Origin of the sequence: Halomonas sp. GFAJ-1 (genome assembly GCF_000236625.2) — a bacterium.
Taxonomy (GTDB): domain Bacteria; phylum Pseudomonadota; class Gammaproteobacteria; order Pseudomonadales; family Halomonadaceae; genus Vreelandella.
Genome location: NZ_AHBC01000016.1, coordinates 1 through 25,663 on the forward strand (window position 1 = coordinate 1; position 25,663 = coordinate 25,663).

The 25,663-nt window shown below is 51.6% G+C and carries 1 protein-coding gene; it reads right to left on the reverse strand.

Features of this window, described 5'->3' with window-relative positions; all coding sequences use genetic code 11:
* Nucleotides 1–25,582, reverse strand: a 25,582-nt coding sequence (locus MOY_RS04220; protein ID WP_009096872.1) for a calcium-binding protein, incomplete at its 3' end; no start/stop codon positions are given.
* Between the last annotated feature and the right edge of the window lie 81 nt (nucleotides 25,583–25,663).

Sequence of the window (25,663 nt, forward strand, 5' to 3'; positions counted from 1 at the left end):
CAAAGGCCAGGCTTTCTGCGCTAATCAGTACGCCCTCATCGGTCCAGCCAAGTTGGGCGTTGTCGCCCATCAGTACGTGCTGGCTCTCTTGGTCGGCGTCGCTGATCGTTAAGGAGTCATCGCCTACACCGCCAATCCAGGTGACGTTACCCGCGTTAACGAAGACGTCATCATTACCACCAATGTCGGTTGCTAAGCTTTCGGCACTGACCAGCACACCGTCATCCGTCCAGCCAAGCTGAGCGTTATCACCCATCAGGACATGCTGGCTCTCTTGGTCGGCGTCGGTGATTGTTAAGGAGTCATCGCCTACACCGCCAATCCAGGTGACGTTGCCTGCATTGACTGTAATAGTGTCATTACCAGCGCTCTCAGGAGCGATACTCGCAGCACTGGTCAGCACACCATCATCGTTCCACTGCAGTTGAACGTTACTACCCATCAAAACGTGCTGACTATCTTGTGATGCATCGGTAATATTTAGCGTGTCATTACCAGCACCGCCGGCCCAAATCACATCTCCTGATGTAATCGTTATAGAATCATCACCGTCGTAATCCGTGATGTACGTTTGCAGTGAGGTCAAACGGCCGTCAGCATTCCACTCCAAACTACCGCTGTTACCAAGAACAGTTGTGCTTGTAGCGCCTTTTGCCCCAACTATCTCATTGTTACCTTCACCTCCGATGACGATATTGTCGCCGTCACCTGTGTAGATAACATCTCCATCCCCATTTTGACGGTACAAAGAGTTAATTTGGCGCAAAGTGCCATCAGCAAACGTAAGTTCGGCGTAACCACCAATCAGCACATCATTCCCACTTTGCTGATGAGTATGCTGCGAACCACCATAGAGGGTGTTCTGCCCACCGCCTCCGATCAGGATATCGTCGCCGCTGCCACCTACTAACGTGTCATTACCGTCAAACCGTTCTTCGCGTGAGATTATCCGAGTAGGGTTATCGAGCTCGTTGGCCACAGAGAACTCGATAAGGCCATGGTCACCGATGAGAATATCGTTACCCGCCGCTCCGTGCAGGCTGTCTGCTCCGGATCCACCAAGCAATACATTGTTGCCACCGGTGACGCTAAGTGTATTGCTACCGTAGTTTTCTGGATTTTTAGTTTCGATGCTCACAACACGCTGAGAATCCAGCAATCTTAAGCCACTCATGCCATCAGCAGCATTAAGCTCCACAACGCCCTGATCACCGATAAGAATATCATTGCCATTTCCTCCCATGAGGATGTTACTGCCTGCTTCTAATCGGTCTCCGGTTTCTACATCAACACTACTCTTTGCATGATACAGCGTCATTACACTATCAGCCTGGCGCAGACGGTGGCTGATGGTGACATCTAAACTGCCATCACCATAAAGGTGATTGTTGCCACCACGCGTTGCATCAATAATGTCGCTACCACCACCACCAAAGAGCTGATCATCTCCTAAGCCTCCGATCAGCGTGTCTTCGCCGCGACCACCAACTAGAACAACCCCACCAATGGCTTGGGAAGCGTCCAACGTATTGTTGCCAAACTCTTCAAAGCGCTGCGCTAGATCTGTGAGCGAGCCACCCTCAGCTCGGTAAGGGCCACCATTTCTCGCCGTATCGCCAAACACAATGAGCGGCATTTGAGCATCGTAGCCTCCTTTGACAACAATTGTATCGCCACCACGAACACCATCATCAATTCTATTTCCACCACCATGAACAACTGTAAGTGGCATTTCACGAATCACGTCAATAGTCTGAATGCCTGTTTCAAGATTTAACGCACCCAGAGATGAAAGCAATACCAGTGTCGACTGCCCCGCAGAAACCTCACTTACCACCGCACGGTGTCCATTCACAAAGACCTCATCAGCACGACGGAAACCATCGTCATACCAACTACCACCATCCTGTCTTTCAATCCGAACAGTATCTCCAACAGCACGGACGTTCACATCTTCGCCAGTAAACTTGATCGGATCTGCGTCAATGGTCAGGTTGTCGTTCCCACTGCCCATGCGCAGTTCAACCACCTGGAAACCATGGTAAGTAATTCCCAAAGGTGTCTCGATCGTGTCACCAAAACCATCATCCTGGGTCAGCACGCCCTGGTTCATACCTAGCCCAGCAACATAATTGCTGGTAAGGACACCTTCAAGATCACTGACACTTGCATCAGCTGACATGATGAGCGAATTCGTATCTTGTTTAGCGGCTTCTTCTGGTGTGACGATGACAAGATCGTCACGCTCTCCGTCATCTTCGTACGGCAACATTACAGCGTCAGCAATAGAACGATCCGTATCGCTAGTGCCACCCTCTAAAATCAACGGCCCCTGAATACGGTCTAACACGTTATCCTGAGATGGAAACTGTCGATCATTTTCACTACCAGTCGCAGCAACGTAATCTACATCTAGGCCGACTTCGACGTTAAATGGCTCAAACCAGTTTTCAGAGGTAAAGACAACCGCTGGGGTAGATATACGATTAATCGTCAGCGTATTTTGTGTTAATCCTTTCGCACTTTTCGTAAGGTTTAACTCGCTGCCGTCGCTTGATAGGTTATTTACCTTGAACTCCTGATGGTCATCAGTGGCCACTATCATGCCCACTGACACACCGAGTGACGACCACGTCCGCCCATCCTGAAGCACCAGCCGCGGGCCAGACTCCACTGGATCCAGCACACTAACTTGTAATGACTCATCAACAACCGTATCCAGCACAATACGCTCGTTATTCAAATCAAAATCACTGAAACCATCGCTATTAAGTCGGACAAGCACATCATCTGTTGGCGCTTTGGTCAGCCGAAGGGTATAAGCGCCTGTGCCTCCACTTGCGCTAATCCGCGTGCCATCACCAATCTCCTGTACTACGACATCAGCGCTGTTATTGTCGTAGGCACTAACAAGCACAGATCCTGGCTGAGTATTTTGATAGATTGAGTCACTCTGATTCGACGTAATATCAAAGCTGATACGAGTATCTAGCCGATTAGATACGGTATCGCTGTTCACCACTGATACGGTAACTGTTTGGCGTTCCTGCCAGTTGTCAGCAGTGAACGTAAAGGTATCCTGATCAACCGCTAAACGATCATCAAAAGAAAGCGAAACAGTGACTGTCTCGTTCTCAGCCGGAGGCGTAGTCAGACTAAAGGAAAAGGAATCAGACTGGCCTGTTCCATTTTCCCCTTCAATAACGGTTAAGCGACGCCCCGTTTGCTCAATGAAAAGATCTCCCTGATCCCGGTCGAAGACCGTAATCATTGCATTGCCGATCGCTTGATCATTAATTTGTGCCAATACATCCGGAACCGGTTCATCATTGGGCATGGTAATAGAGGCCAAATGACTCACGGCAACGTTGCGCGTTCCTTCGACCACACCATCTTCCGGCGCCTTAACAAAGATTTCCTGATCGCTTCCCCAACCAGTATCACTATCAAAGATAAAGTCGACCGTTAATGCATTAGTAAACTCACCATCCTCTGCTTTGGAAAGCAACACGGTCTGAGGCTTCTTACCATCCTGGGCGCGTGTTCGATCAGTGGTCGACGACATGGCTGCTGACACCGTTAGCGTCACCATGGCCCCATCAGCAATAGACATATCACTGGGCAGCGCAAGGCCTAAGAAGTAGCTCGCAATATCACCGCCTTCCAGGATGCGGGTTCCACCCCTCTGATCAATAGTGACTGCCCCACTAGACTCATCTGCGATAGAGACTGGGACGCCATCAATGAGCAGGTTGTTATAAGCGCTATCAGCACTATTGACCCCATGAGTGATCAAGCTGCTGCGACCTTCTACATCAGAAGCCACTACACGCCCTGTGACATCACCACCAATGCGGAACGTATCACTACCCAGACCACCTACAAGACGAGTAACAACATCAAAAGCGGTTGATAAAACATAGAACGTATCATCGCCTTCTAGCCCGTCAACGTTGACAGCCTGGATGCGGTCAAATCCAATGTTAAGTCCAGCACCAAACACGCCATCTCGGGTAATAACGAAGTTGTCATCAGCTTCTGTACCTAAAACCACAAGCGTATTGAAGCCACCACCACCGTCAATATCGACAGGTGCGTTTATGTTGTACTCAATCAGGTCATCATCATCACCACCACGTACCTGGATGTCGTTTTCAACAATAAATGCCCGCACCACAAAGCTGTTATTGCCGCGTTCACCCTCCATCCGCAGCAGGCCTTTATTACTATAGACAACGAACTCATCGGCCCCACTACCACCGTAAATAACCATAGACTCACGGTTACCACTGCTTAAGAAGCCTTGCGTTGTTCTGATAGTCTCAATTTCATCACCTGCGCGAACGCCTGAATTGACATAAATACCGTCAACCAGGTTTTCAGGTGCATTAGGATCTTCAGCAAAAATCTGCCCAATTTGGAAGCGGTCATCTCCCTTACCGCCATCAAGCGTCATCATCGCGGAGGTATCATCCACAATGAAGGTATCATTACCATCGTGACCATTAATTCTGACTCGGCCATTAAGACTTTGATCGTAGTTAATACGTTCGACATTGTCGCCAGAAACACCCTGCGCACTATCACCCTCAAGCCGCGCAATGAAATTACGACGTATTAAAAACAAGTCTTCAGCATCGTTAGAAACTGCATTTAAGCTACTAATATCGACCGATCCGTCGTAAGCGTCGTAGCCACGCCCTTCGATAAAGAGATAATCAACACCATCGTTGGCAGCACCGCTATCAGCTACCGTAATTTCATAGTCAGCATTTGCATCTTGGCGCGTCACAATACGGTAAATGTCACTACCACTTCCGCCGTCTAAGGTCATGAGTGCGTTGCGTGTATTAAGCTCAACGACAGTAATTAGGTCGTCGCCTTCGCCACCCAAGATATCAATTGGCCCGATGAGCTCATCGGCGTGGAACAGCAGATCGTCATCGCCTGATTGACCATCAAAGCGCATCCCATCGATAGAATGAATAGACCCATGTGCGCGTAACGTGTCATCTCCAGCACCAAGCTTGACGTCTAAACGATCAAGTCTATGGTCGCCATCAAACACCACATGGTCGTTGCCATCGCTGCCGTTCAACACCACCATTGAGGCGTTAAGCGTCCCTTCAAAACGTGCGCTATTGCTACCGCCACCTAATGAAATGCTTACATCATCAATTACATGTTCACCATCGAAAACAAGCGTGTCGTCATTGCCTCCCCCCATAAACTCTAATCGGCTTGCACTTAGCGCCCCACCCAACAGATAAACATTGTCTCCTTGAAGCGAGACAATCTCGATGCTGTGAGCATTAACAATTAGCTCATCATCCAATGTCCACGTCTGAAGGCGTTCGCCTCCTTGCATTAAGAAGGTATTAGCCGCCTCAATACGGCCCATGCTGAGATCTGCAAATCCATCTGTTTGGCTGGATTCATGTACCTGTAAGTAGAACTCAACATCGAAGGCAGCTTTAATAAGCACGTTGCCATCATCAATCACAATCCCTTCAGCAGCATTAACAATAACGCTGCCGTTAGCTGCAATAACCTGCGCACCATTAGTGAACGTAACGATGTCGTCATTGCTAGCATTGGACGTGATGTTGATGTCGCCATGATGACTCATCATGTTGTTTTCGACAGTGATCGGGCTATTAATCTCAAGGTTGATATCGTTAGCAGCCTCAAGGCCACTGCGTATGGTCATAGCACCTTGGTTATCAATGAAGACACTGCCATTAATCGACTGCCCCTGTAGATCACCAATTCTCGTGGTAATGACATTGTCTGCTTCACCAATGTCGTCAGTCGCAATCAGATGAACATTGGTAGAAAGAAGGTTTTCCTGTTCGTCTGAAGAGAGTGCACTTCGTATCGCGCCTAACGAAGTGATGAAAGCGAGGCGATCACTCGTCTCACTGCCGGCACGAACTGTACCGATGTTGAGCAAGTCTGATTGATCTGTCAGGTAGAGGGAGTCAAAACTATCAATATCCAAGCGTCCGCTCAGATTAGTAAATAAATCACCTTCGATACTGCCGATACCGCCAAAGCGTGCCAGAAGTTCTAAGTCTTCAGCGATAACATTAGCGACCGTCGGATCAACGCCTAAGCCGTTAACAATGGAGCCTTCAGCAGCCAGCCAAACATTCCCGTTTTGTGCCTCAACTTGGTTAACCACTAGGCTTCCGTCAACGCTATCGAGCGCAACATCACCGTTTTGGGACGTCGCCGTAACCCCCTGGGCAGCACGGACTTCTAGAACGTTATCATTTGCAAGATCGCCTATATGGCCTTGCGCATGAAGAATAATTTCACCGTTACTGGCCAGTAATTTCAGCAGTTCGTGTCTTAGTCCATCCACAATCTTGCCGTCAGAATTGATGACGATGTCACCACCACTTGAGAACAAGGTCGCGATACGCGCATCACGTCCTTCCGTTGTCACCAAGTGGATATCCTGACGTGCACGCGCTGTAATAAGACCATCGTTATCTAACTGCAGCTCGATAGCATTATCTTCGGTACCGATACTTCCAGTGGCTGCTTCTAGAATAGCGTCGGTTGCGTTGATTACCGCTCCATCGGACAGGATACTGCCGTCGACTTTAATTCTTAGATCTGCCCCTACATCAAGCGAGCGAATCACAACATCACCATCCGAGCCAAGGTATAGCGACTCACCGCTTTCGATGGTGATACCTGCAGACGTATTACGCTGAGAGATGTTCACATCGCTACGCTGGTCAATCACGATGTGTGTAAAACGAACGCCTTCTTCTACATTGAGAGGATCCAGTACGACACGACCTAGCTCAACAACTTTATCAGTTTCACTAACAATGTCGCCTTCAGCACTCATTTCAAGCCGATTACCCTCAATAGAGGTCACCGTGAGATATCGGGCATTTTCAGTAAAATTAAGTGTGCTGCTACCGTTTAGGTAGAGGGTATCGCCCACATTAAAGTGCGACCAATCTTCAAGATTATCTTCATCTTCGCGCAGAATAGCGGTTAGCGTGTTTTGCCCGCCATCATCACTCACCTCAAAATCAACATTAACGTCTTCTAAAAGCCCATCACGAATGTACGAAATATCATTGCGCTCAGACGCTGACAGCTGAACGCGATCATCATCGCTTAATGTCTTGAGACGTTCTTCTCCATTAGCATCGGTCTCGTATTCAAGCGTAATAACCGTATAGGCATCGGTCGAGCCCACGCTGCCATCTCGCGCCAAAATAGTGATCGCACCACCAGCGTTGATGTTAGGTGCCTGGATTTCTAAGCGCGTATCAGTTGTCTCTTGCAGCAGCCCTTCGCCGACTAGACTTAACAGCTCCTCTTCAGTCCATACTTTAACGTTATCGCGGAGTTCATCTTTCTCTTCGTCACTAACGACAATGACATGATCGCTGCGGAACACATCTGTCTCACCGCCATAAGTCGCGTGCAGTTGATGGAAACGCTCTGTTCTCGTTACTTCTAAGGTATTAATTTGATCTTGGTCTAACGCGGCCCGCTCATTATCGCTTAAGGAGATCTGGGCATTTTCGTCGTACGCTACAAAGCGACGATACGTCACTTTTTCTTCATTATTTAGCGCAAGGCTACTGGTATCAATAACGTATCCACCCTGCGCCACTAGCCGGCTCAGCTCATCCGCTAACGCGTCATCCAGTTGAGAAACATCAATATCTGCTATGGCACTACTATCGATGTGTCTTAGCTGACTGCGAGCGACAGTTTCAAAATCTTGTGAAGATGTATATAGACGGTGCTCGGCTCCCTCACTACCTTTTGGCGCTAGATCAGCCAAGCCTACAATTTTTTCATCTCCATTATCATCAGTGCCAAGCTCTAGAAGAACAGCACTCTCCTCATCAAGCATAAACAGCTGATAACGTGTCTCATTGTCTAGCGTACCAAGCTCATCGTCAGAAAGCTGAAGGCGCTCATGCCAGTAACCGCTGTATTCCGCGGTGCGGCGGGTTTCAAGACGCTCAATCGCTTCATCAACACGATTTCCGTCAGTGAGGGAAAGCGCTGACCAAACGCCATCCCTTAGTTCTTCATAAGTTCTTTCATCACGCTCGGACTCCGTATTGGCATCCAACAGACTGCCTTCTTTAATTTCAATAAAGACGTCACCACGCGTGATGATTTCCTTTAAGCGTAAATCACCAGACACTTCTTCAATGAAGACATCATTGCCACTGTCTCCATTATTGATCGTCAGTACATCATTACGACGTTGGGCTTCAGCGCTGTTCTCATCTCGGTTACTTGAATCAATACGCAGTGATTGGTCACTGCTACCAATATCAACACCCGCCGTTAACGTAATCGCTTGGCCTTGCACGAGTGAATTACTGTTAGCCGCATTAAGGCTTCTCGTAGTCTCTATCCAAACATCGCCTGAACCGGTCGTCACTTGGCCGATAGTAAGAGAGCTAGTAGGCCCGCTCGATAGCAAGACATCGCCTCGAGTTGTTTCAGCGTTCAGTACTCCTCCTGATCCTACGAGACTAACCTGCACTGGATCCAGCGTACCGTCGGCTTGCTCGCTACCGATACCATCATCTGCCTCAAGGGTTACATTGACACCCTCAATGCGGGGTGCCCCAATCTCGGCTGACCCGTTACGGATACTGCCTTGCGTGGACAGTGAGACATCCCCATTGGCACTCGACATCGCACCATCAATGACAATATCACCTACCGAATTAACGTTAATGCTGCCTGTTTCTTCTCCCCAAAAATTAATACTTACATCGTTATCTGCTTGTATATCGTGACGATGTCGGGTGGAGGTGATTTCACGTTGGGATAATGTGATTTCATACGTTTTCTTGCCATACCAAGTCGACTCAACCAGCTCTGCACCTGATGTAAAGTAAATACCTGCATCTACATAGCGATCGTCATCAAGCTTAATCTCGTTTCGACCAACATCGATGATGCCCGCCCCATCGGCATTTCCAGGCTCTGTTGATCCACTCGTCCTTCTGCTCTCGTACTTGTAACGGTCTAAAGACTCGTCACTTGTATAAACGATGCCTTTATCGCCTGAACCAACTGGTAGCAGACGCTGTGATAACGTCTGTGTGTCTTTCGAACTTTCATCAGGTGGATCCGATGCAAGCGCATCAATACCAATCCAACTGGACGTTCTTAACACATACTCTGTTCTTGTTTCTTGTACTTGCGCCACTTCGAATGCATAGCGACGATTTTCAGCAATAGCATAGGAAAAGTCTTCGTTAATCAGCGCCTGTTGAGAAAGCGTACCTTGATTGAAGTTACTTGCGTTAGAGTTCCGGCCGCTGTGTTCCACCTCAAACTGGCCATCGCTATTACGCTGAATAATGACCTGATCAACCTGATCACCTAGGGTTGTGTCACGCTCATCATCACCTGACCACAACTCTCTGTCAGTGATGCTTAGTGAACCACGCCCAGGTGTGGATACATCAATATCTGCCAGGGAAATAGCGAAACGTGTGCGATTATCAACGTTGATATCGCCATATCCGGCAAAAATATCGATTTCACCACTACCGGTATTGATTAGATGCCCGTCTATGGTGACATCGCCACCGCCGATTACGGCATCCTGTACTTCAATCTGCATGGTGTCAGGATTGAAGCCAATGTTCACTCCGCTTCGGTTGCTTGCATCACCAAGCCTGAACGTGTTGCTGATTCCGCGGTTTAGCTGGCGTTCAATAAACGCTTCATCACTCTCATTAACTTCGATGTCATACTCACCTACACCGCTTACCATCCGGCCATTTAAGTTAATAACATCGGCCTGGATGTTGATACGCCGAGCTTGCGTGGGCGTCGAGTTAGTAATGTCCTCAAGGGCATCGAACATTTCTTCAGAGAGATTCATGCTGTCATACAGACGCTGCATCGACCGGTAGAAAGACTGAAGAAATAGAGGCTGGCTCTCTATAAAGGCATCCGTAATCTCGGGGGTCTCGGGGTCAGCGCTGTATGCCCAATTTCGCGTAAAATCTTTCATCGTCAGGTAAGGCGCTTCACCCAATGCGAAGCGTGAAACGCCACCGATGTTGATCGAATCTTGAGCGGAGAGAACCAGATCAGCTACATTAATCGACGCTGTTTGCCCTTGAGTTAAGCCATTTACATCAGTGCTCAGGTCGAAATCTCTGCCTGCAAAAATAACTGCTTCTGCTAGCGGTGCATAAATAGAACCGCGCACGGCGACACTCGGTGCAATAGCATCACGATCAAACTCTTCAGACACCAAACTGTTGCGGTTGCTTTGTGTATTATCAAGGCCTAATGAGGTAGCAAGCGCAGCTAGGTCAGCGTCAGGATTTGAGTAGGTATTGGCGATCGTGATGGTTGCATCGTCATCACCACTCAATGAGGCCGTATACCCAAACGCAACGCCGCTCAGTGTCACGCCGATAGGCAACAGCGCTTCTGCATCAGGGGCTCTATTTAAGTCTGCAATATCCGCATCTTTTTCAACTTGCAAACCGTTATAGAAAAAGCCTGACGCACCATCATCAATCGTAATGTCGTTAACGATAATCCATGCCGGCGTTTTGTTAACGATGGTGACATCAGATCCTCGTGGGGAAATAAAGTTACCACTCCCCCCTAGGTAATCAGCAAAAATATCAATGCGACCAGCGGTTGCATCAATATCGTCAAGCACAATTTCTACTACTCCTGGATCATTAACCGCACCGCTATCAGGGTCGATGAAACCTTGTGCTTCTAGGCGTGCTTCAATACGTGATACTTCGTCACTCAGGCTAGCGATAACATCACTCGAACCAATACCACGATAATCATTTAAACGAGACCTGGCCTCCCTCCACTCTTCAAACAGTGTTGTCTCAACATTGCCAAGACTAAGTGTAAAGCCAATATCATTAAACTGGTCCCATGCTACGAAAATCTCCTCTAACGGACGGTCAGGTTCATCTAGGTCGTTAAAAGAAAACCCGTTAGCAATGTCAACTACCAAACGCTGAACACGCTCACGCCCAGTCTCCAATGTGCCATCAATAGTCACAATACCGTTAGATGTCGCGGTGCTATTCCCTGACTGAGCTTCTGTCCCGCCCAGGGCAGAATTAATACCGCCCAATGCTGCATTAATCCAATTGACGGCCTTCGCACGGGCCAGCATCGCCGCCCCATCAAAATCTTCCGCCAATATTGTGATATCACCAAGGCTAGACACCTGGGCATCACGCTCAACATTGATCAGGTTATTGCGCAAAAGAATAGCTTCTGCATCAACAACATCAACGGGCGCGAGGCTGCCCGATAGCGTATCAACGGTCGACACAACACGATAAGCATCGCCAATGCGGTTACTGTCACGACCTGCCAGTAACCAGATGTTGCCGCGGGCCTCTACCTGAGCAGATTGGACGATGTTCACGCTGTTGGTTGGTGCAAGGTATGCCTCTGTGGTACCGGCCGTAACCGTCACGGCACCATAGGCATCCAAGAAGAGAACAATGGCAATATTAGCCTGAGTATTGGCCGCTAAATAAAGGTCACGTCGTGCATCAAGAAGCGCAGCACCCACGGTAACGGATGCCTCAATATCCACTCCATTAAAGGACGATGTCGCTCCAGTACCCGCCAGCAGACCGCCAGCTAAAATCGAGGACTGGTCGCGAATATCTAAATTATTAAAGGCACGAAGATTAATATCACCGCTACCATCCGCTGCATTAAATTCACCGCGTGCGGTTAGCTGCGCATTATCGGCTACCGTTACCTCGGTTGCGATTGACAGCGTAATATCAGACCCAAGTCCCGCACCCGATACCAAGCCATAAGCCTCACCCTGGATATTGAAATTTTCACCCGAGCCACGCTCTACCACATCGCGCTTGAACACCTCAGCTGTGGCACGTGCTGCTATTGCATCCGCATCTAGTAGCGCGTCTTCACCAATGATAACTTGGGTATCCGGACTCAAAGCATAGCTTGCCTGCGCACCAGCACCCGATAGAAGACCTGCTCCTAATGCCCGTAAAGTTCCGTCAACGTCGAGCGTTTGCCGTGCAAGGAGATCTAGCGTCGCATCCGTATTAAACGCAATGATTTCGGCAGATTCGCCCACCTTCGTCAGCACACTATTCTGACTATCAATAGATACTTCCACGCCCGCGCCACTGGCCAATCCGCCCGCAATGGCGCGCGTATTGAGACGTGCTACCTGCTCAGTTACCGATCTGACAGACAAGACTTGGTCTACTTCACTGGCATCGTTAACATAACCACGAGCCATATCGATTCGCGCGTTATCCCCTACATGGGCAAGGGTATAAGTAGACTGATCTAGACGCGCAACTGCCGCACCAACAACAACACCACCACCGGCATAACTTCCCATATCAGCATCGACACGGCTTTCCTGGCGCGCATCAACGCTGAACCACACATCTTGGAGAGGCAAATCCGCAAGCGTCAGCGCTTCCGCATTGTTTACATCAGGAACCGTCCAACCGCTCCACAACTCTTCATCTAGACCTCCCTCAGCTGCCTCCTCTCTAAGTTTTTGCAACCGCTGTGCCTGAAATGCCGGAAGCGCTTGTAAGGTCACCGCCGCTGAAGCCCCGACCTCTGCAATAACACGCGTGCGGTCAATCATATCTAATATCGATGCAGAAACCCCGATCACCGAGCCACTGACACCGGTCGCATCACTGCTGACGCTACTCTCATGTTCGTCACGTACCAGGGCCGCCTGCACCCCCACTGTTTCTGCAGTGATACGAAGATTGTCACCATTAACTTGACGATCGTTGGTAATTGTTCCTAACGCTGCCATGATGTCGGCACCGAGTGTAATCTCAGTCACTGTGACATCTACACCCAAACCACCCGCTGACACACCCACTGTGTCTGTGGCAATGACGGGAGTCTGAGTTGCGTTAAGCAACACATTGCCTGCCAACACTTGAGTGCCACTACCAATGAAAGCGTCTACGTTATTCTCAAGCGTGACGGTAACCTCAACACCGGCACCACCTGCGACTCCGCCACCAACAGATAACGCATAAATATCGATATTGTCGTTGGATGAGGCCGTTACGCTGACATTGTCAATAATCGAGGAAATCGCCCCCGCATTCCCGGCAGAGCCCACATCACTGGGATTGCCCACGGTGACGCCTTCACCGATATAGGCGCGAGTAGAGCCTGTTAGCTCGGCTTGAGCGACCGAGACACCTATCCCCACAATACCGACCGCACCACCCGCAGATTCGAGTGCGTAATGACGGTTAGCATTTGCTACAACGTCCAAGTGACTTGCCTGGGCAATACGGGCACCGTCTTCAAGGTACGCGATTTGTTGTGTGGCATCCCACAGAACTGCGGCCTGACCAGAGGCTCCCAGACCCAGCGCAAGCTGGCCACCGTAAGCCCCTTGGCTTACGTGAGCATCATAGTGACTTCCTACACGGATCCTCTCGCCAGCGCTTAAGACGGCATCCCTAGAGACTGTTGCCGTTGTCGCGGTGGAGTTATCCAACGTTGAGACAGATGCCCCCACAGCGCCCAATAAAGCCCCACCGCCGGAACCTACAATAACGTCAACATCCAGCGTTTCCCTGGCAGACACATCAATATCACTGCCTGCCGTTAAGATCACATTTCGGCCGACGGTAGCCCCCACATCGCCAACGGTAATATCACCGTCAATCTGATTGGCTCTGGGTAACTCTGGACTAAGATTATTGGCAAGCAATCCGTTATTGACGCGATCGCGAGAAGACTGGGTGTCAGCATTGGGATTGTCGATTTCGCTACCAATGGGGGCATTAATAGCATCTGGGTCATCGCTACCTTCAACGCGTACGTCCTCTAGGTTTTCTTGGCGATCGTTGTTTAATTGATAGTTAGCTCCATTTCCAAAGCTATCAGCGATCAACTCACTGATCCCATCATCCTCACCCATAAAGGTATCGCGGGTTCCCTCGCGTAGCCCTTGACCAAGACTAAGAACAGAGATTGAGCCGGTCAGCGCAGCCCCCACCGAGACTGAAAACCCCATCACCAGTGACGTCAAGTCACGCTCTAAGTGGGCATCGATATTAATCCGCTCATTCGCCTCAAGCGTCGTGTTATCACCAACGGTGGCGTACACCGTTTCTCGCAGTACCATGACATCAACGGACGCCCCTGCACCGGCCAAACCACCCGCACTCAATGTGCCGATAAAATTAGCCGCGAACTCATCCCAGGGGTTGATGATCGTCCGATTAACCGCCGTGATATTGATATCGCCGCCCGCTTTGAAAACACTATTAGCGACAACATTCCCATCGGTATCTACTAAATCTCCTACAAACGAACTGGCTGACGCATCAGACGTTATGACGGATACAGAACCCGCTAATGCCATTAGGCCGTCAAGGGAAGCAGTTGCCATAGAGACTTCAACAGCAGCGCGCTGATCCGCAGCCACAGTGATGTCACCGCTGGCTGTTAGCTTCGCGCCTAGTACTTCGGCAACGGTGTCAGGATTAATTAGGCCGACTGATAATGAAGCACCAAGGCTGGCAGACAAGCCTGCGGCTGCAGTCCCGACAATATACGTTAACAGTGTTTCGCTTTTGGACTGAACCAGAATGTTATCAGCATCGACAGATACCCCCGTGATGCGTGCCGACGTCGAAGAAGAGACGTCAAGCGCACTGGCTGAGCCCGCCACTGACACCAACCCGATGCTGACACCCACGACATACGTCTCAAGACGCACGTCACTCTGCGCATCAACCCGCACATCGCCATCAGCACTGATGATATCGCTGCGCTTACCCACAACCTCAGCCAGTGTCCGGTGTGAAGCAAGCGATGTATCAATCGCCGCAGCCCCCGCAAAAATGCCACCAGCAAGCGTACCGCCACCGCTATCGGCCTGAGTGGCATGGAGTGCACGCACGGTGACATCTTGACCAGAAGAGATATGCGCATTTTCAACACGGGCATTCGTGGAGCCGGCCAACGCATCAACGGACAAATTGGCACCAAGGCCTACGGCACCACCACCCGCTGCAACAGCATAGTGGGTGTAACGCAGTCGACTGGTCGCCAATACCGCTACACCACGCCCGGGCTCCGTCTCATACGCATCGTCGTCGCTATCCCAGGCAGAGAAAATATCGACAGTGCTGCCGTTGCCCTCTGCACGCACTCTGACATTATCTGCAACGGTCGCCGAGGTATCAGAACCCATTAGGTTGACACCGACGGCAATGCCGCCAGCCACCAAGCCCGCCGATACGGTACCTGCAATCACAAAGTTACGGTCGTTGCTGTTGGCGTGAACCAGCACGTGGCCATCGGCCACAATATCGTAGGCGCTTACATCGCTACTGCGCCCCTTGATATAAGCATCAACCGTATTGCCACCCACCGTTGCCGCCGAGTTGGCAGCGGCACTGACAAAGGTACCGAAACTAACGCCGCCCACCACGTTCATTGTGATAGCCGACGCATCAGCGGTCACAATGATGCTACCGCCGTCTTCGGCCGTCAGTGCCGATTCTTCGACGCCCGCGCTAATGGTATTGGTAATATCGTTGAGCGAAACAGTGACACCGACACTACCACCGTAAACGGCAACGCTTAGCTGGACAGCACCTGAAATAATCGTGCTGGTGTCTTGTGCATTCACCACGATGTCGCCGCCGCGCGCTGTCAACTCAGAGCCCGTCACCTCGGCTTCCACATCTTTTGTTGTGAAGTTAAGCGCAACAGAGCCGACCATACTCGCATAAACAGAGACCGACGCGCCTACCGTGTAGGAGCTGATCGCCGAGTCAGAGATGGCTTGTACGTCAATGTTGCTGGCCGTGACGACAGCATCATCGATACGCGCACGCACCACATTGGTGTCATCATCGCCACTGCTGCCTGGATTACCGCCGATATAGTTGTAGGCCATATAACCCAGTGCTGACACAGCACCGGATGCACCGGCGGCAATGGTAAAGGCGTTCATGCCTAGGCGGTCTTCAGCCTTAACCGACACATCGCCTTGATCGGCTTTGACGGTTGCGCCTTCAATAACAGCTTCCGCTGTACTGCGCATCCAGTTCAGTGATAAGGCGCCGGCGATCGATACTGTGCCTGACCCGGCACCACTAATGGCCGCAGTGAATATCTGGTCACCTGCTTGAGTGGGCGTGGGGAGTTCTGGAGCGTCATCGGTATCAACGAGCCCCACACTTTCAAGCACGCTAAGCGGTGTCTTATCGTCGTCTTCGTCTTCGATATCAGCGTCTGGGTCGGTGTTATCAACATCCGCCTGGGCAAGATCACGCTCATTAATGCCTTCGTAAACACCGTCGGTAATACGACGCATCAATGCATCGACCACCACATCGCCTTCTCTGGCCGTGACAGAGGTTGCACTCCCTCTGATAGATGCTTTAACGGCCGTGTTAATGTCGGTCGTTGCGGAGGCTCCCGCCAAGCCCACGGTGCCTGCGCCGCTCGCGGCACCGGCAATGTTGATCGAAATAGGCGCCAAGCCTGCCGTTACCTGAACCGAGCGACCCTTCACATCTGCACCGTCGCTAATATCGGCCACTACCTGATGGCGAACGAAGTTAATGCCAATAGACCCAGACAGCGCAACAGTACCTGCAGCGGCACCACCGGCCGTCAGGTTAGCCAGGATGCTTTCAGCCTGTGCATCAACCGTAATATCGCCCCCGGCAACAAGCTCTGCACCCTCAATAACAGCGGCGACCTCGCCAGCAACAAACTCGCGCTCGTTATCGTCTTGCACGTTAGTGATGAGCAGGTCTTGAGAGGTGTCAATGTCATCTTCAGACTGCAGGCTGCGCGATGGGTTTGTCGGGTCTCCCCCGATATAGTTGAACGCAATAGCGGCCCCCCCGGCCACGGTGCCCGCCCCAGCCACACCGAAGGCGACGTTAATCACCGCCGATTGATCTTTCGCAATGACATTAATGTTGTTACCGGCATCCAGGCGTGTGGACTGCCCTGAAATCTCAGCACGCACCGAGCTTCTCAACCAGTTCAGACCAACGGCACCGGCACCGGCAACTGTTCCAGCGCCTGCCCCGGCAAAGCTGATGTTGATGACACCCGCCGACAAGTCAAACTCATCAGAGCGGGCGGCTAAGCCTGCATCCGCCGCATCATCGGCATCGTCGGACCCCGTTCCATATTCTTTAAGGTCGACATCAATACCTAGCTGACGAAGGTTAAGTATCGGCTGGCTCTCTTCTGACAGACCAGCGAAAACATTGATGTCACCCTGCGTTTCTAAAACAGTGTCATCCGCCACTCTCGCGAGTACCGCGTTATCCAGAATAGTGGTACTCAAACTGCCGCCACCAGCAACCGTGCTCGCCCCCGCTGCCCCAAAGGCAATCACCGCAACACGCGTTATATCTTGTGCTTGAACATCAATATCATCATGAACAGACACGTTTGCACCGCCGCCAATTTCAGCAAGTGTCTGCCCCGCAATGGTTGAGATCGTCACCGCACCGGCAAAACCGCCTTTACCAGCGGCCGCGGCACCAAAACCAACAGAAAACACCAGAGTGTCAGAAATGGACGACACATTTAGCGCGTTTGCATTAATGGTTCCACCGTTCACCAGCGCTGCTTGATCAAAAATCACAAAGTTAGCAGCGATACTGCCCGCCACACCCGCTTTAGACCCACCGGCAACAGCACCTGCGTAAGAGAGCACTACGGCTTGGTTATAGGCGCTGACCGCTACCTCACCGGACGCCTGCTCAATGCGAGACCGCGTCAGGTTCGCGTTGATTTCGTTGACAATAATATTGCCAGACACGCTTCCGCTGCCGCCCACCGCAGAGCTAACGCCAACCCCAACGGCGGCAGACCGAATCAGTCCTCGTGCAGAAGCATCAACCGTAACGCTATTCGCCTGACTAATACGGCTATCCGCCAAACGTGCCTCGGTGCTGTTAGTCAGAGTGTTGATACCAATGGCCACACCGAAGCCTGCTTTACTGCCAAAACCCAAGGCACCAGCTAAGCTCCATACACTGGCAGAATCCGCTGCGACAATATGGACATCAGCCTCATCGCCAGCGTTAAGATTCAGGTTGCTGCGTTCAAGCGCGGCGAGGGTCGTGTTATTAACAATGTTGACGCCAACGGTGCCTGCAATGCCGGCACCTTTGCCGCCCCCGCCAATTCCTAAAGACGCCGCAACAGAGATAATTAAGGCATCGTTATCCGCCGTAACACTAATACTATCCGCGTCAAACGCGTCGCCAGAGAAGTCACCCGAAACATCGCCCACCTTCCTAGCGAGTGCAGTGACCTCATGCTCAATGTAGCTAACGGCTGCAGAAGCGCCGACACCCGCCATACCGCTGGCGGCAACAGCCCCAGAGATCAAGATAGTGTTAGCCGCATCCTGAGACTCAACCTGCAGGTGACCGGCGCTGCCAGAACGGATATTCAGCAAGCGTGCATCGACCGTGCGTGTCGATACCAATGCACTGGCGGAGCCAGCGACCCCAGCACCTTTAGCCCCTTTTGCGATGGCAATGGCAGCTGCCCCCAGGACACTCCAGCCTTCGCGCTCAGCGCTAATAGCCACATCATCACTTTGCCAGTGATGAATATCTGCAACGCCTGCCTGTGTTGTACCGCTTTGTACCGCAATGGTAGCGGCACCGGCCACGGCCACGCTTTTTTGACTTAACGAGATCGCGGCACCGCCGGCAAACATGCCCATCTGGGTAGCGTCATTGGCGGCAATTTCCACCTTCCCGTCGACTTCCATTGTGTCCAAGCCGCGCACCGTGGCGATAGTGTTATCGTCACCGACATGCACTACAACAGACCCCGAAAGACCCACGCCTATTTTCGAGCTGCTGCTTGACGAGCTTCCTGAACCACTGCCCAGCTTGCCCTGCATATCACCCAACACTTTGTCGTAGTTGGCTTGGTTATTAGGCCATTTACCGGGGTCGTCCTTCGCTGGTTGGGTTGAAGAGTTACTGCTAGTGCCTGATTTGGATTTACCTGCAACGCTACCCGCGACGGCCAAGTCAATAACCACACCACTGTTAGTGGACGCGACTTGAGCATCGCCGCCCACCACGATGGAACCTTGAAGATTAGAGAGCGTGCTGTCATCCCAAGAGCTGCTGGCCTCACGCCCCACCATGGCACGGGTATCCCGCTCCAATACACTCACCCCAGCTGATGCCCCCACGGCGGCCTTTCCACCCGTGTTAAAGCTGCCGGTTAGGTTGATCATGTAAGACGCATCATTGGCGCTAACACGCAAAGCAGGGCTATCACTATCGCCGCTATCAACAGAGCCACTGCCTACCCGAATGAAACTGTTATCAGCGATCCAAGCCTGCGTGCTATTTTGGATGACATTAGCAACAGCAGAGGCGTTAAACGCTACTTTTTGAGACTTTCCGCCCGAAGAGCCCACACCTAATAGAATTGACTGATGATCGGCACTCACATCAAGGCTGTCTGCCATCAGCACAACATCAGACTCAATTTCAGCGCGTGTCTGGCTGCCGAGAATATTGGCAGTGAACGCCGCACCAATCGCAACGGAGTCCGCCTGGGTCGCGAGGAAATTATTGCCTATTTCTTTTGGGCTAAACTTATCTTTGCTGAACGACTCCTTCCAGCGCTCAAGATTAAAGCTTCCTGGTGCAGAGATGCCGGGCAGTTTAATGTTACCTACCGCGCTCAAAGCATCGTTTTGCGAACTCGCTGTCACGCTAACTGATCGGCCGCTATCCACGTCGATGTCTGTGACACTATCAGTACCGTCCACGTTAATACGCGCCCCTTCACGAATGCGCGCATCACTGGTTTGATCTAAAACAAAAACAGTACCCGCCCCTGCTAAAGCAAGTTTTTCGCCAGAGGCCGTCGCCATCGTCCAGGTATCAAAGCTGCCGTTGAGGCCAAAATTGTTGGAGAAGTAGCCTGAAATGGTATTGATCAGATCGGGAATCTGCTGTTCTAGCGGAGTACCTAAGCTTTCCCAACGATCTGGGTTATCAAAGTCCTCATCGGCCAAGTCAATCAGCGTATTGTTGCTTCCCAGGAATTGATACACATGGCCTGGGTCACCACCAACGGTATGATCGTCATCTACAATGACCTTAGTGCCATTATCGACACGTTGCTCGCCTTCATCACTGCTAAAATCGCTGCCATCTTCTGCATTAACCAAGTCAATAATACTGGTGACCAGGTTCGCACCGAACACACTGGTGAGGTCGAGTGCATTGATACTTTGCGCATCGACGCGGATGGCACGGTCGTCTCGGCTATCATCTGTTCCGGCATCAAGGTCCACATTCCCTTCAATCGAAGCATGTGCCTGATTGTCCAGCACGCTGACACTCACCGCACCAGAGATAGCCACAGTAGCGGTTTGATCTTCTTTTGATTTTTTATTCTTCTCGTCTTTTTTATCTTTCGCGCTGCCGTCTGCACTGGCATTACTGTCTGACTTTTTGGCTAAGCGCTTCTTGATAAGCTTGGTTAATTCATTGTCACTTTCTTTTCCCGCTTGGCCATCTTTGGCAGCAGAACCCGACGCGCTCACGTTGGGGCGATGCTGGCTCAGCGAAATCACGTCTACCGCACCACCTGCGGTGATCTGTGAACGCACCGTTGTCGCATTACCGTCTCGATCAACGCCGTCTTTCAAGCCAAGCCGTGCTTCTGCCACGTTAATGTCTACCATTACCGCAATACCAGCAGCAAGATCGAGCTTTTCGCCATCACTATCGCCACCAAACGATAGTTTTTTCGCTAGCTGATCAACTTTAAGCTTTTCGCCTAACTGGCTTGCCCAGCCGCCTACTTTCTCTTTCAGCGGTTCAAGCAGCGTCAGCGGCGACTTAGCAAGATCCTCGGAGCTATCGCTGATCCCTTCAATCACACTACCTGGGGTCGGCTTGGCGGTACCCGCCGAAGCAGAGACGCCATTAGCTGACGTAGGAAGAAAAATAAACCGTGTACCGCTGATACTTTCGCGCCGCGTGTCCGCATTGACCTTAATATCGCCGCCCGCCGTCACGTTACCTGCCAGCTGCGCTTCAGTGAGGCCGTTCTCCACTGCAACAGCGATGGCAACCCCCACTTTCCCCTTCTCGGCACCCGAGGTTGCCGATACAGCACCTCTGTCTATTGTACGCGCGTCGACAATCACGTCGCGTCCGGCGGTAATGGTGGCATCTTCCCACACCATCGCGCGTGACTCTGTCCTTAACACCGTGACCGCGGCGGAACCCGCAAAGCCTTTTATGCCCGACGGCTTGGCAGTGGCGGCCTGAGTCGTGGACACACGCGTGTTGATAACGACGTCGTCCTGCGCCGTTAGCGTGCCGTGGACATTGACATTGGCATAGGCGGTTAGCACGCCCACCGAGACACCAATGCCAAACGCCACCGTAGGCTCCATGGAGGCCGTTAATTCAATTTCATTGTCAATCCGGATATCACCGCTGGCATCCAGCTCAGCGTCAGCACCGATGTCTATATCCCCACTGGCCAGTAGGACAGAAATACTCCCGAAGAGCGAAAGCCCCTCTAAAAAGCCAACCGCAGCATCGATACCGCTATTAACCGTGGCGTTGCCGCTGTCCAAACGGATTAACGACCGATCAGGGTCAATGATGCGGGCATCAACAATAATGTCTCCCGCCTTGAGTTCGGCTTCTTCAATAACAACACTCAGGTCAAACAGCCCAACGTCCACAAATCCATTGGCCGGACCACCGTTAAGGAAGCCCATTGGACGGGCATTCAGGGCTAGCTGACCGTCTTCTGAGCCGCCCCAGGTATTGAGCTCCGCGGCTTTACCGACATAAATGGCAGCCGCTTCGAGCGTCAAGTCGCCGCCATCCGTAATGATCTCGCCGCCCTCAACGCGAACCGCATCGCCCGTTATCAGTAGGTCATTACTGGTGGTATTGATGGAGACATCTTTCAGCGTTAGCACGCCATCCGCCGCAAGGGTGATCGCCCGATCAATATCAAGCGTCTCGTCCTGCAGCGTTACATCCCCGGTCCAGGCATACAAAAGGTCTGCCGATCCATCAATACTGACGGCATCAAGTCCTGCAAGCGAAGGCGTATCGACATCACCAGAGAACGCACGTACTTGGCTAGTCTGCGCTGCCGAATGAGTCGTAATTGATATCGCATCTGCGGCGAGGCCGTCGGTGGTGACATCAAACCGCGTATGGGTATTGTCGCTATCTGCTGCGATCAGTGAGCCGCTAACATGCGTCACCAAATTAACGAAATCGCCACTAAAGTCGGTGGCATCGATATCCGTCTCAGTGGGGTCACCGGTGACGGTCAGCGTCACATTGTGCAGGTTGGAAAGATCGGCGGTAATCCGTTGATCATCGACGATTTCATCATCATCATCGTTTGTTTCAACATTATTAAAGTCGTAAACCAGTGACGCATCACTCAGTTGCATATCACCGGCGTAAAATGCCGTCAGCGTATTTACACCGCCATTGCCATCGATGCTATGTGCCCTGGCATGATCAACCTGGAAACGGTCATTACCTTGGCTACCTACGGCAGTTAGCGCCGCATCAGTCGCCATGACCACACTCACGCCGCTAGCGACGAGCCGCTCGCTCTGCCACGTGCTACCAGAGGCGCTGCTTAACGACATGCCCAGTGCGTCAAATAGCCCGGCAAGCGCGGCTTGTTGATCAGCATTACCCAGGGCATTAAGCGTTAAGGTATCTATCGCGGTGACGCTAATACGGCCTGAAGATGCGTCAAACGTTGCGTCAACATCATCAAGGTTATTGAGCTGATTCACCACGTCTTCAAGCTGGCGCACGCCGCTAAATGAGATGGCTTGCTGCTCACCGCTGCCCACCTGAACGCTCAGACGCAACGGGCTAATCAGCTGACCTTCATCACTAATGCTACCGCCCTTCTCCTCCTCGACAATCAGAGTATCGAGCGCCGCTTCACTGACTAAATCCGCTAAGCGCGTCGAGAGCGATGCACCGTGGTACTCGCTTGCATCAAGGGAAAGTTCACCACCATCGTCAGCGCTGTTAATAGAGACACGCTCGATATTTTGGTAGGAGGACGTTACCGTCGCGTCACTAGCCGTAATGCTAAACTCACTGCCTTTTAGATCAACCTCTGAGGTATCGCTTGAAAGGTTCAAGATCAGGTGGTCAGTGCCCGTTCCGCCTGTCACCGTATTGACCCCTTGACCTGCAATAATATGATTATCACCGGCTAGGGCGTTAAAGGTGTTATCTCCTAGGCTACCGATAAACGTATCCTGACCACCGCTACCTTCGAAGTAGACATCATGGCTAAAGCCACTGGCATCAAGGCGCACGTTGCCAGACTCTAAAGCCTGTAGTAGACCGCCCTGAATGTTGGTTAAGGTATCGACCCCAAAACGCCGCTCCTGCTCGCGATGTGCTTGCACACTCAGCGCACTTTGCGAGGCTGCTGCCGCCCCCAGCGTCAGCAGCTCTTTACTGGCCTTGCCATCAACGTCGGCGACCATAAAATCACCGATAAAGCGCACTACCCACGACACATTGCCCTGCTCAGACAGCTCGCGGTCTACCTGGACATTGCCCCGCCCAATACCGTCGAGCTGCTCCAACGCATACTGCACTTCCAGCGCTTCTGCGTTGGCAGCCAGCTCTACGCTGCGGTCAAAATCATCGCTCTCACCGTAGAAAAAACGAACCTGTTCATCCTGATTGCCGCTCCAGGTAAGCCTGACAATCTCTTCCTGGTCACCGCGCACTAAGGTGTCATCGCTTAGCGTCAGACGATGTGTCGTTTGGCCAAATACCTGGTTCGTGCCGCCACCACCGTCAAGAGCATTATTGCCGCGGCCACCGGTTAAAACGTCGTTGCCTGCCCCGCCGATAAGGGTATCATCGCCGCTGCCGCCTACCAGCAGGCTGTCATCTTGGCTGGCTCTAAGCGTGTTATTACCCGCCACTCCTTCCAAACGCACGCTGCCTGCGAAGCCTGAGGCGTCTAGCGTATTATCACTGGCGCCGCCAATCAGCAAGGCCGTTTGCATATTTGAGAAGGTATACCGCTGTGTGCCAGACACTGCCAACATGTCTTCGCCTAGCACCATATTCTGGTTGGCTTCTAGCTGCAGCAGGTTGCCTTCATCGTCAAAGCCGCCGCCATCAAGCGTGCCGCTTCCGTTAGGCGACAACACAAACAAGTCATCGCTTGCGCTACCCATGGCCGTGACATCTTGGCCTTGGATCTGGAACGTCACGCTACCAAGACCATAGCCGCTGGCATCCAGGGTGACATTTTGGCTATCCGCTCCGGCGCCTAGGATGATTTCAGTGGGTGGCGTCACAAAGTGCAGCAGGGTGGTTTCATCGCTGCTGTTACTATCACTGAGAACCACCTCCGCGCCCTCTTCACCGCTACTTAGTCGGAGAACCGCACCATCATGATTGCGCTCAATCAAAAAGGCATCATCGCCCTCTGTTTCACTAACAAAGGTGTCGGTTCCGCCAGTATTGATGAATAAATTATCGCCAGCGCCCCCCATCAGCGTGTCATCACCGCCGCCGCCTTGAAGGATGTCATTGCCTGAGAGCCCACGCAGCGTAATGCTTTCATCATCTGCAATGAGAACATCGTTAGCGTTCGAACCTTCAAGTGTGCCAAAGCCTGACACACCCCCTAATGCGGTGGCTGTGCCGAGTGATAGGTCGACCTCGACACCGTCAAAATATGTCGCAAAGCTCAACGTATCTTCATGGCGCCCTTCGAGAATCGCGACACCGTCAAAGGTAATGCCTTCACGCTCATCCGGGTCGTCTTCATGACCACCAATCAGTACCAGTGATTCATCAAAAACAGAAAATGTAGCCGCCGCTTCACTGCTACTGAGTGTGTGTTGGCCAGTACTTTCAGTAAGCTCAACATCTAGTACGCCAGAAAACGACAGCCAGCTATCTCGCTTTCCGCTTTCTGATTCAACATCAACTTCCCAGCGTCCATCATTGCTACCCTGATCGATAATACGGTCGTCGCCATCACCTGCCTGAAAGTCAAACGTGACGCCGCCCGCATCACTAATGTTTAACGTTTCATCGCCTTCTCCCCCGAGAAAGACGAACTCAATGCCATTTAACTGATCGGCATGATCACCCAGCAAGAGCGCAAGGTTGGTTTCAACATCCTCGCTGTCATCCGCTTTGAGCGTCACCTTGCCTTCGTCACGTGCTTTGTCAATCTGGAATTTCTCAACCAGTTCATCACCCTCGTCGGTTAGCTGCATCACCATCAAGTGCTGCTCACCTTCCTCCTCGGCGACACGCAGTTCGAAGTCACCACCGCCTGCCAACGCTGCTGTTAATGGGTCTGCCGACAAGAGCACTCGCTGTTCTAACCCTTCAAAAATAAAGCGAGATTTCTTTGCATAAGCACGCTGCGTTTTATCACTGCGTGACAAACGACCGACTAAGGCAGAAAGCATTTTACGCGTTGGCTGGAACGGGCGGTTCATGACAAAACTCCTACTTGATGTGCCACTGTTTAACGGGGGATCGACAGTGGCCTAACGCTGGCACGCTTTATAAAGCGTTGA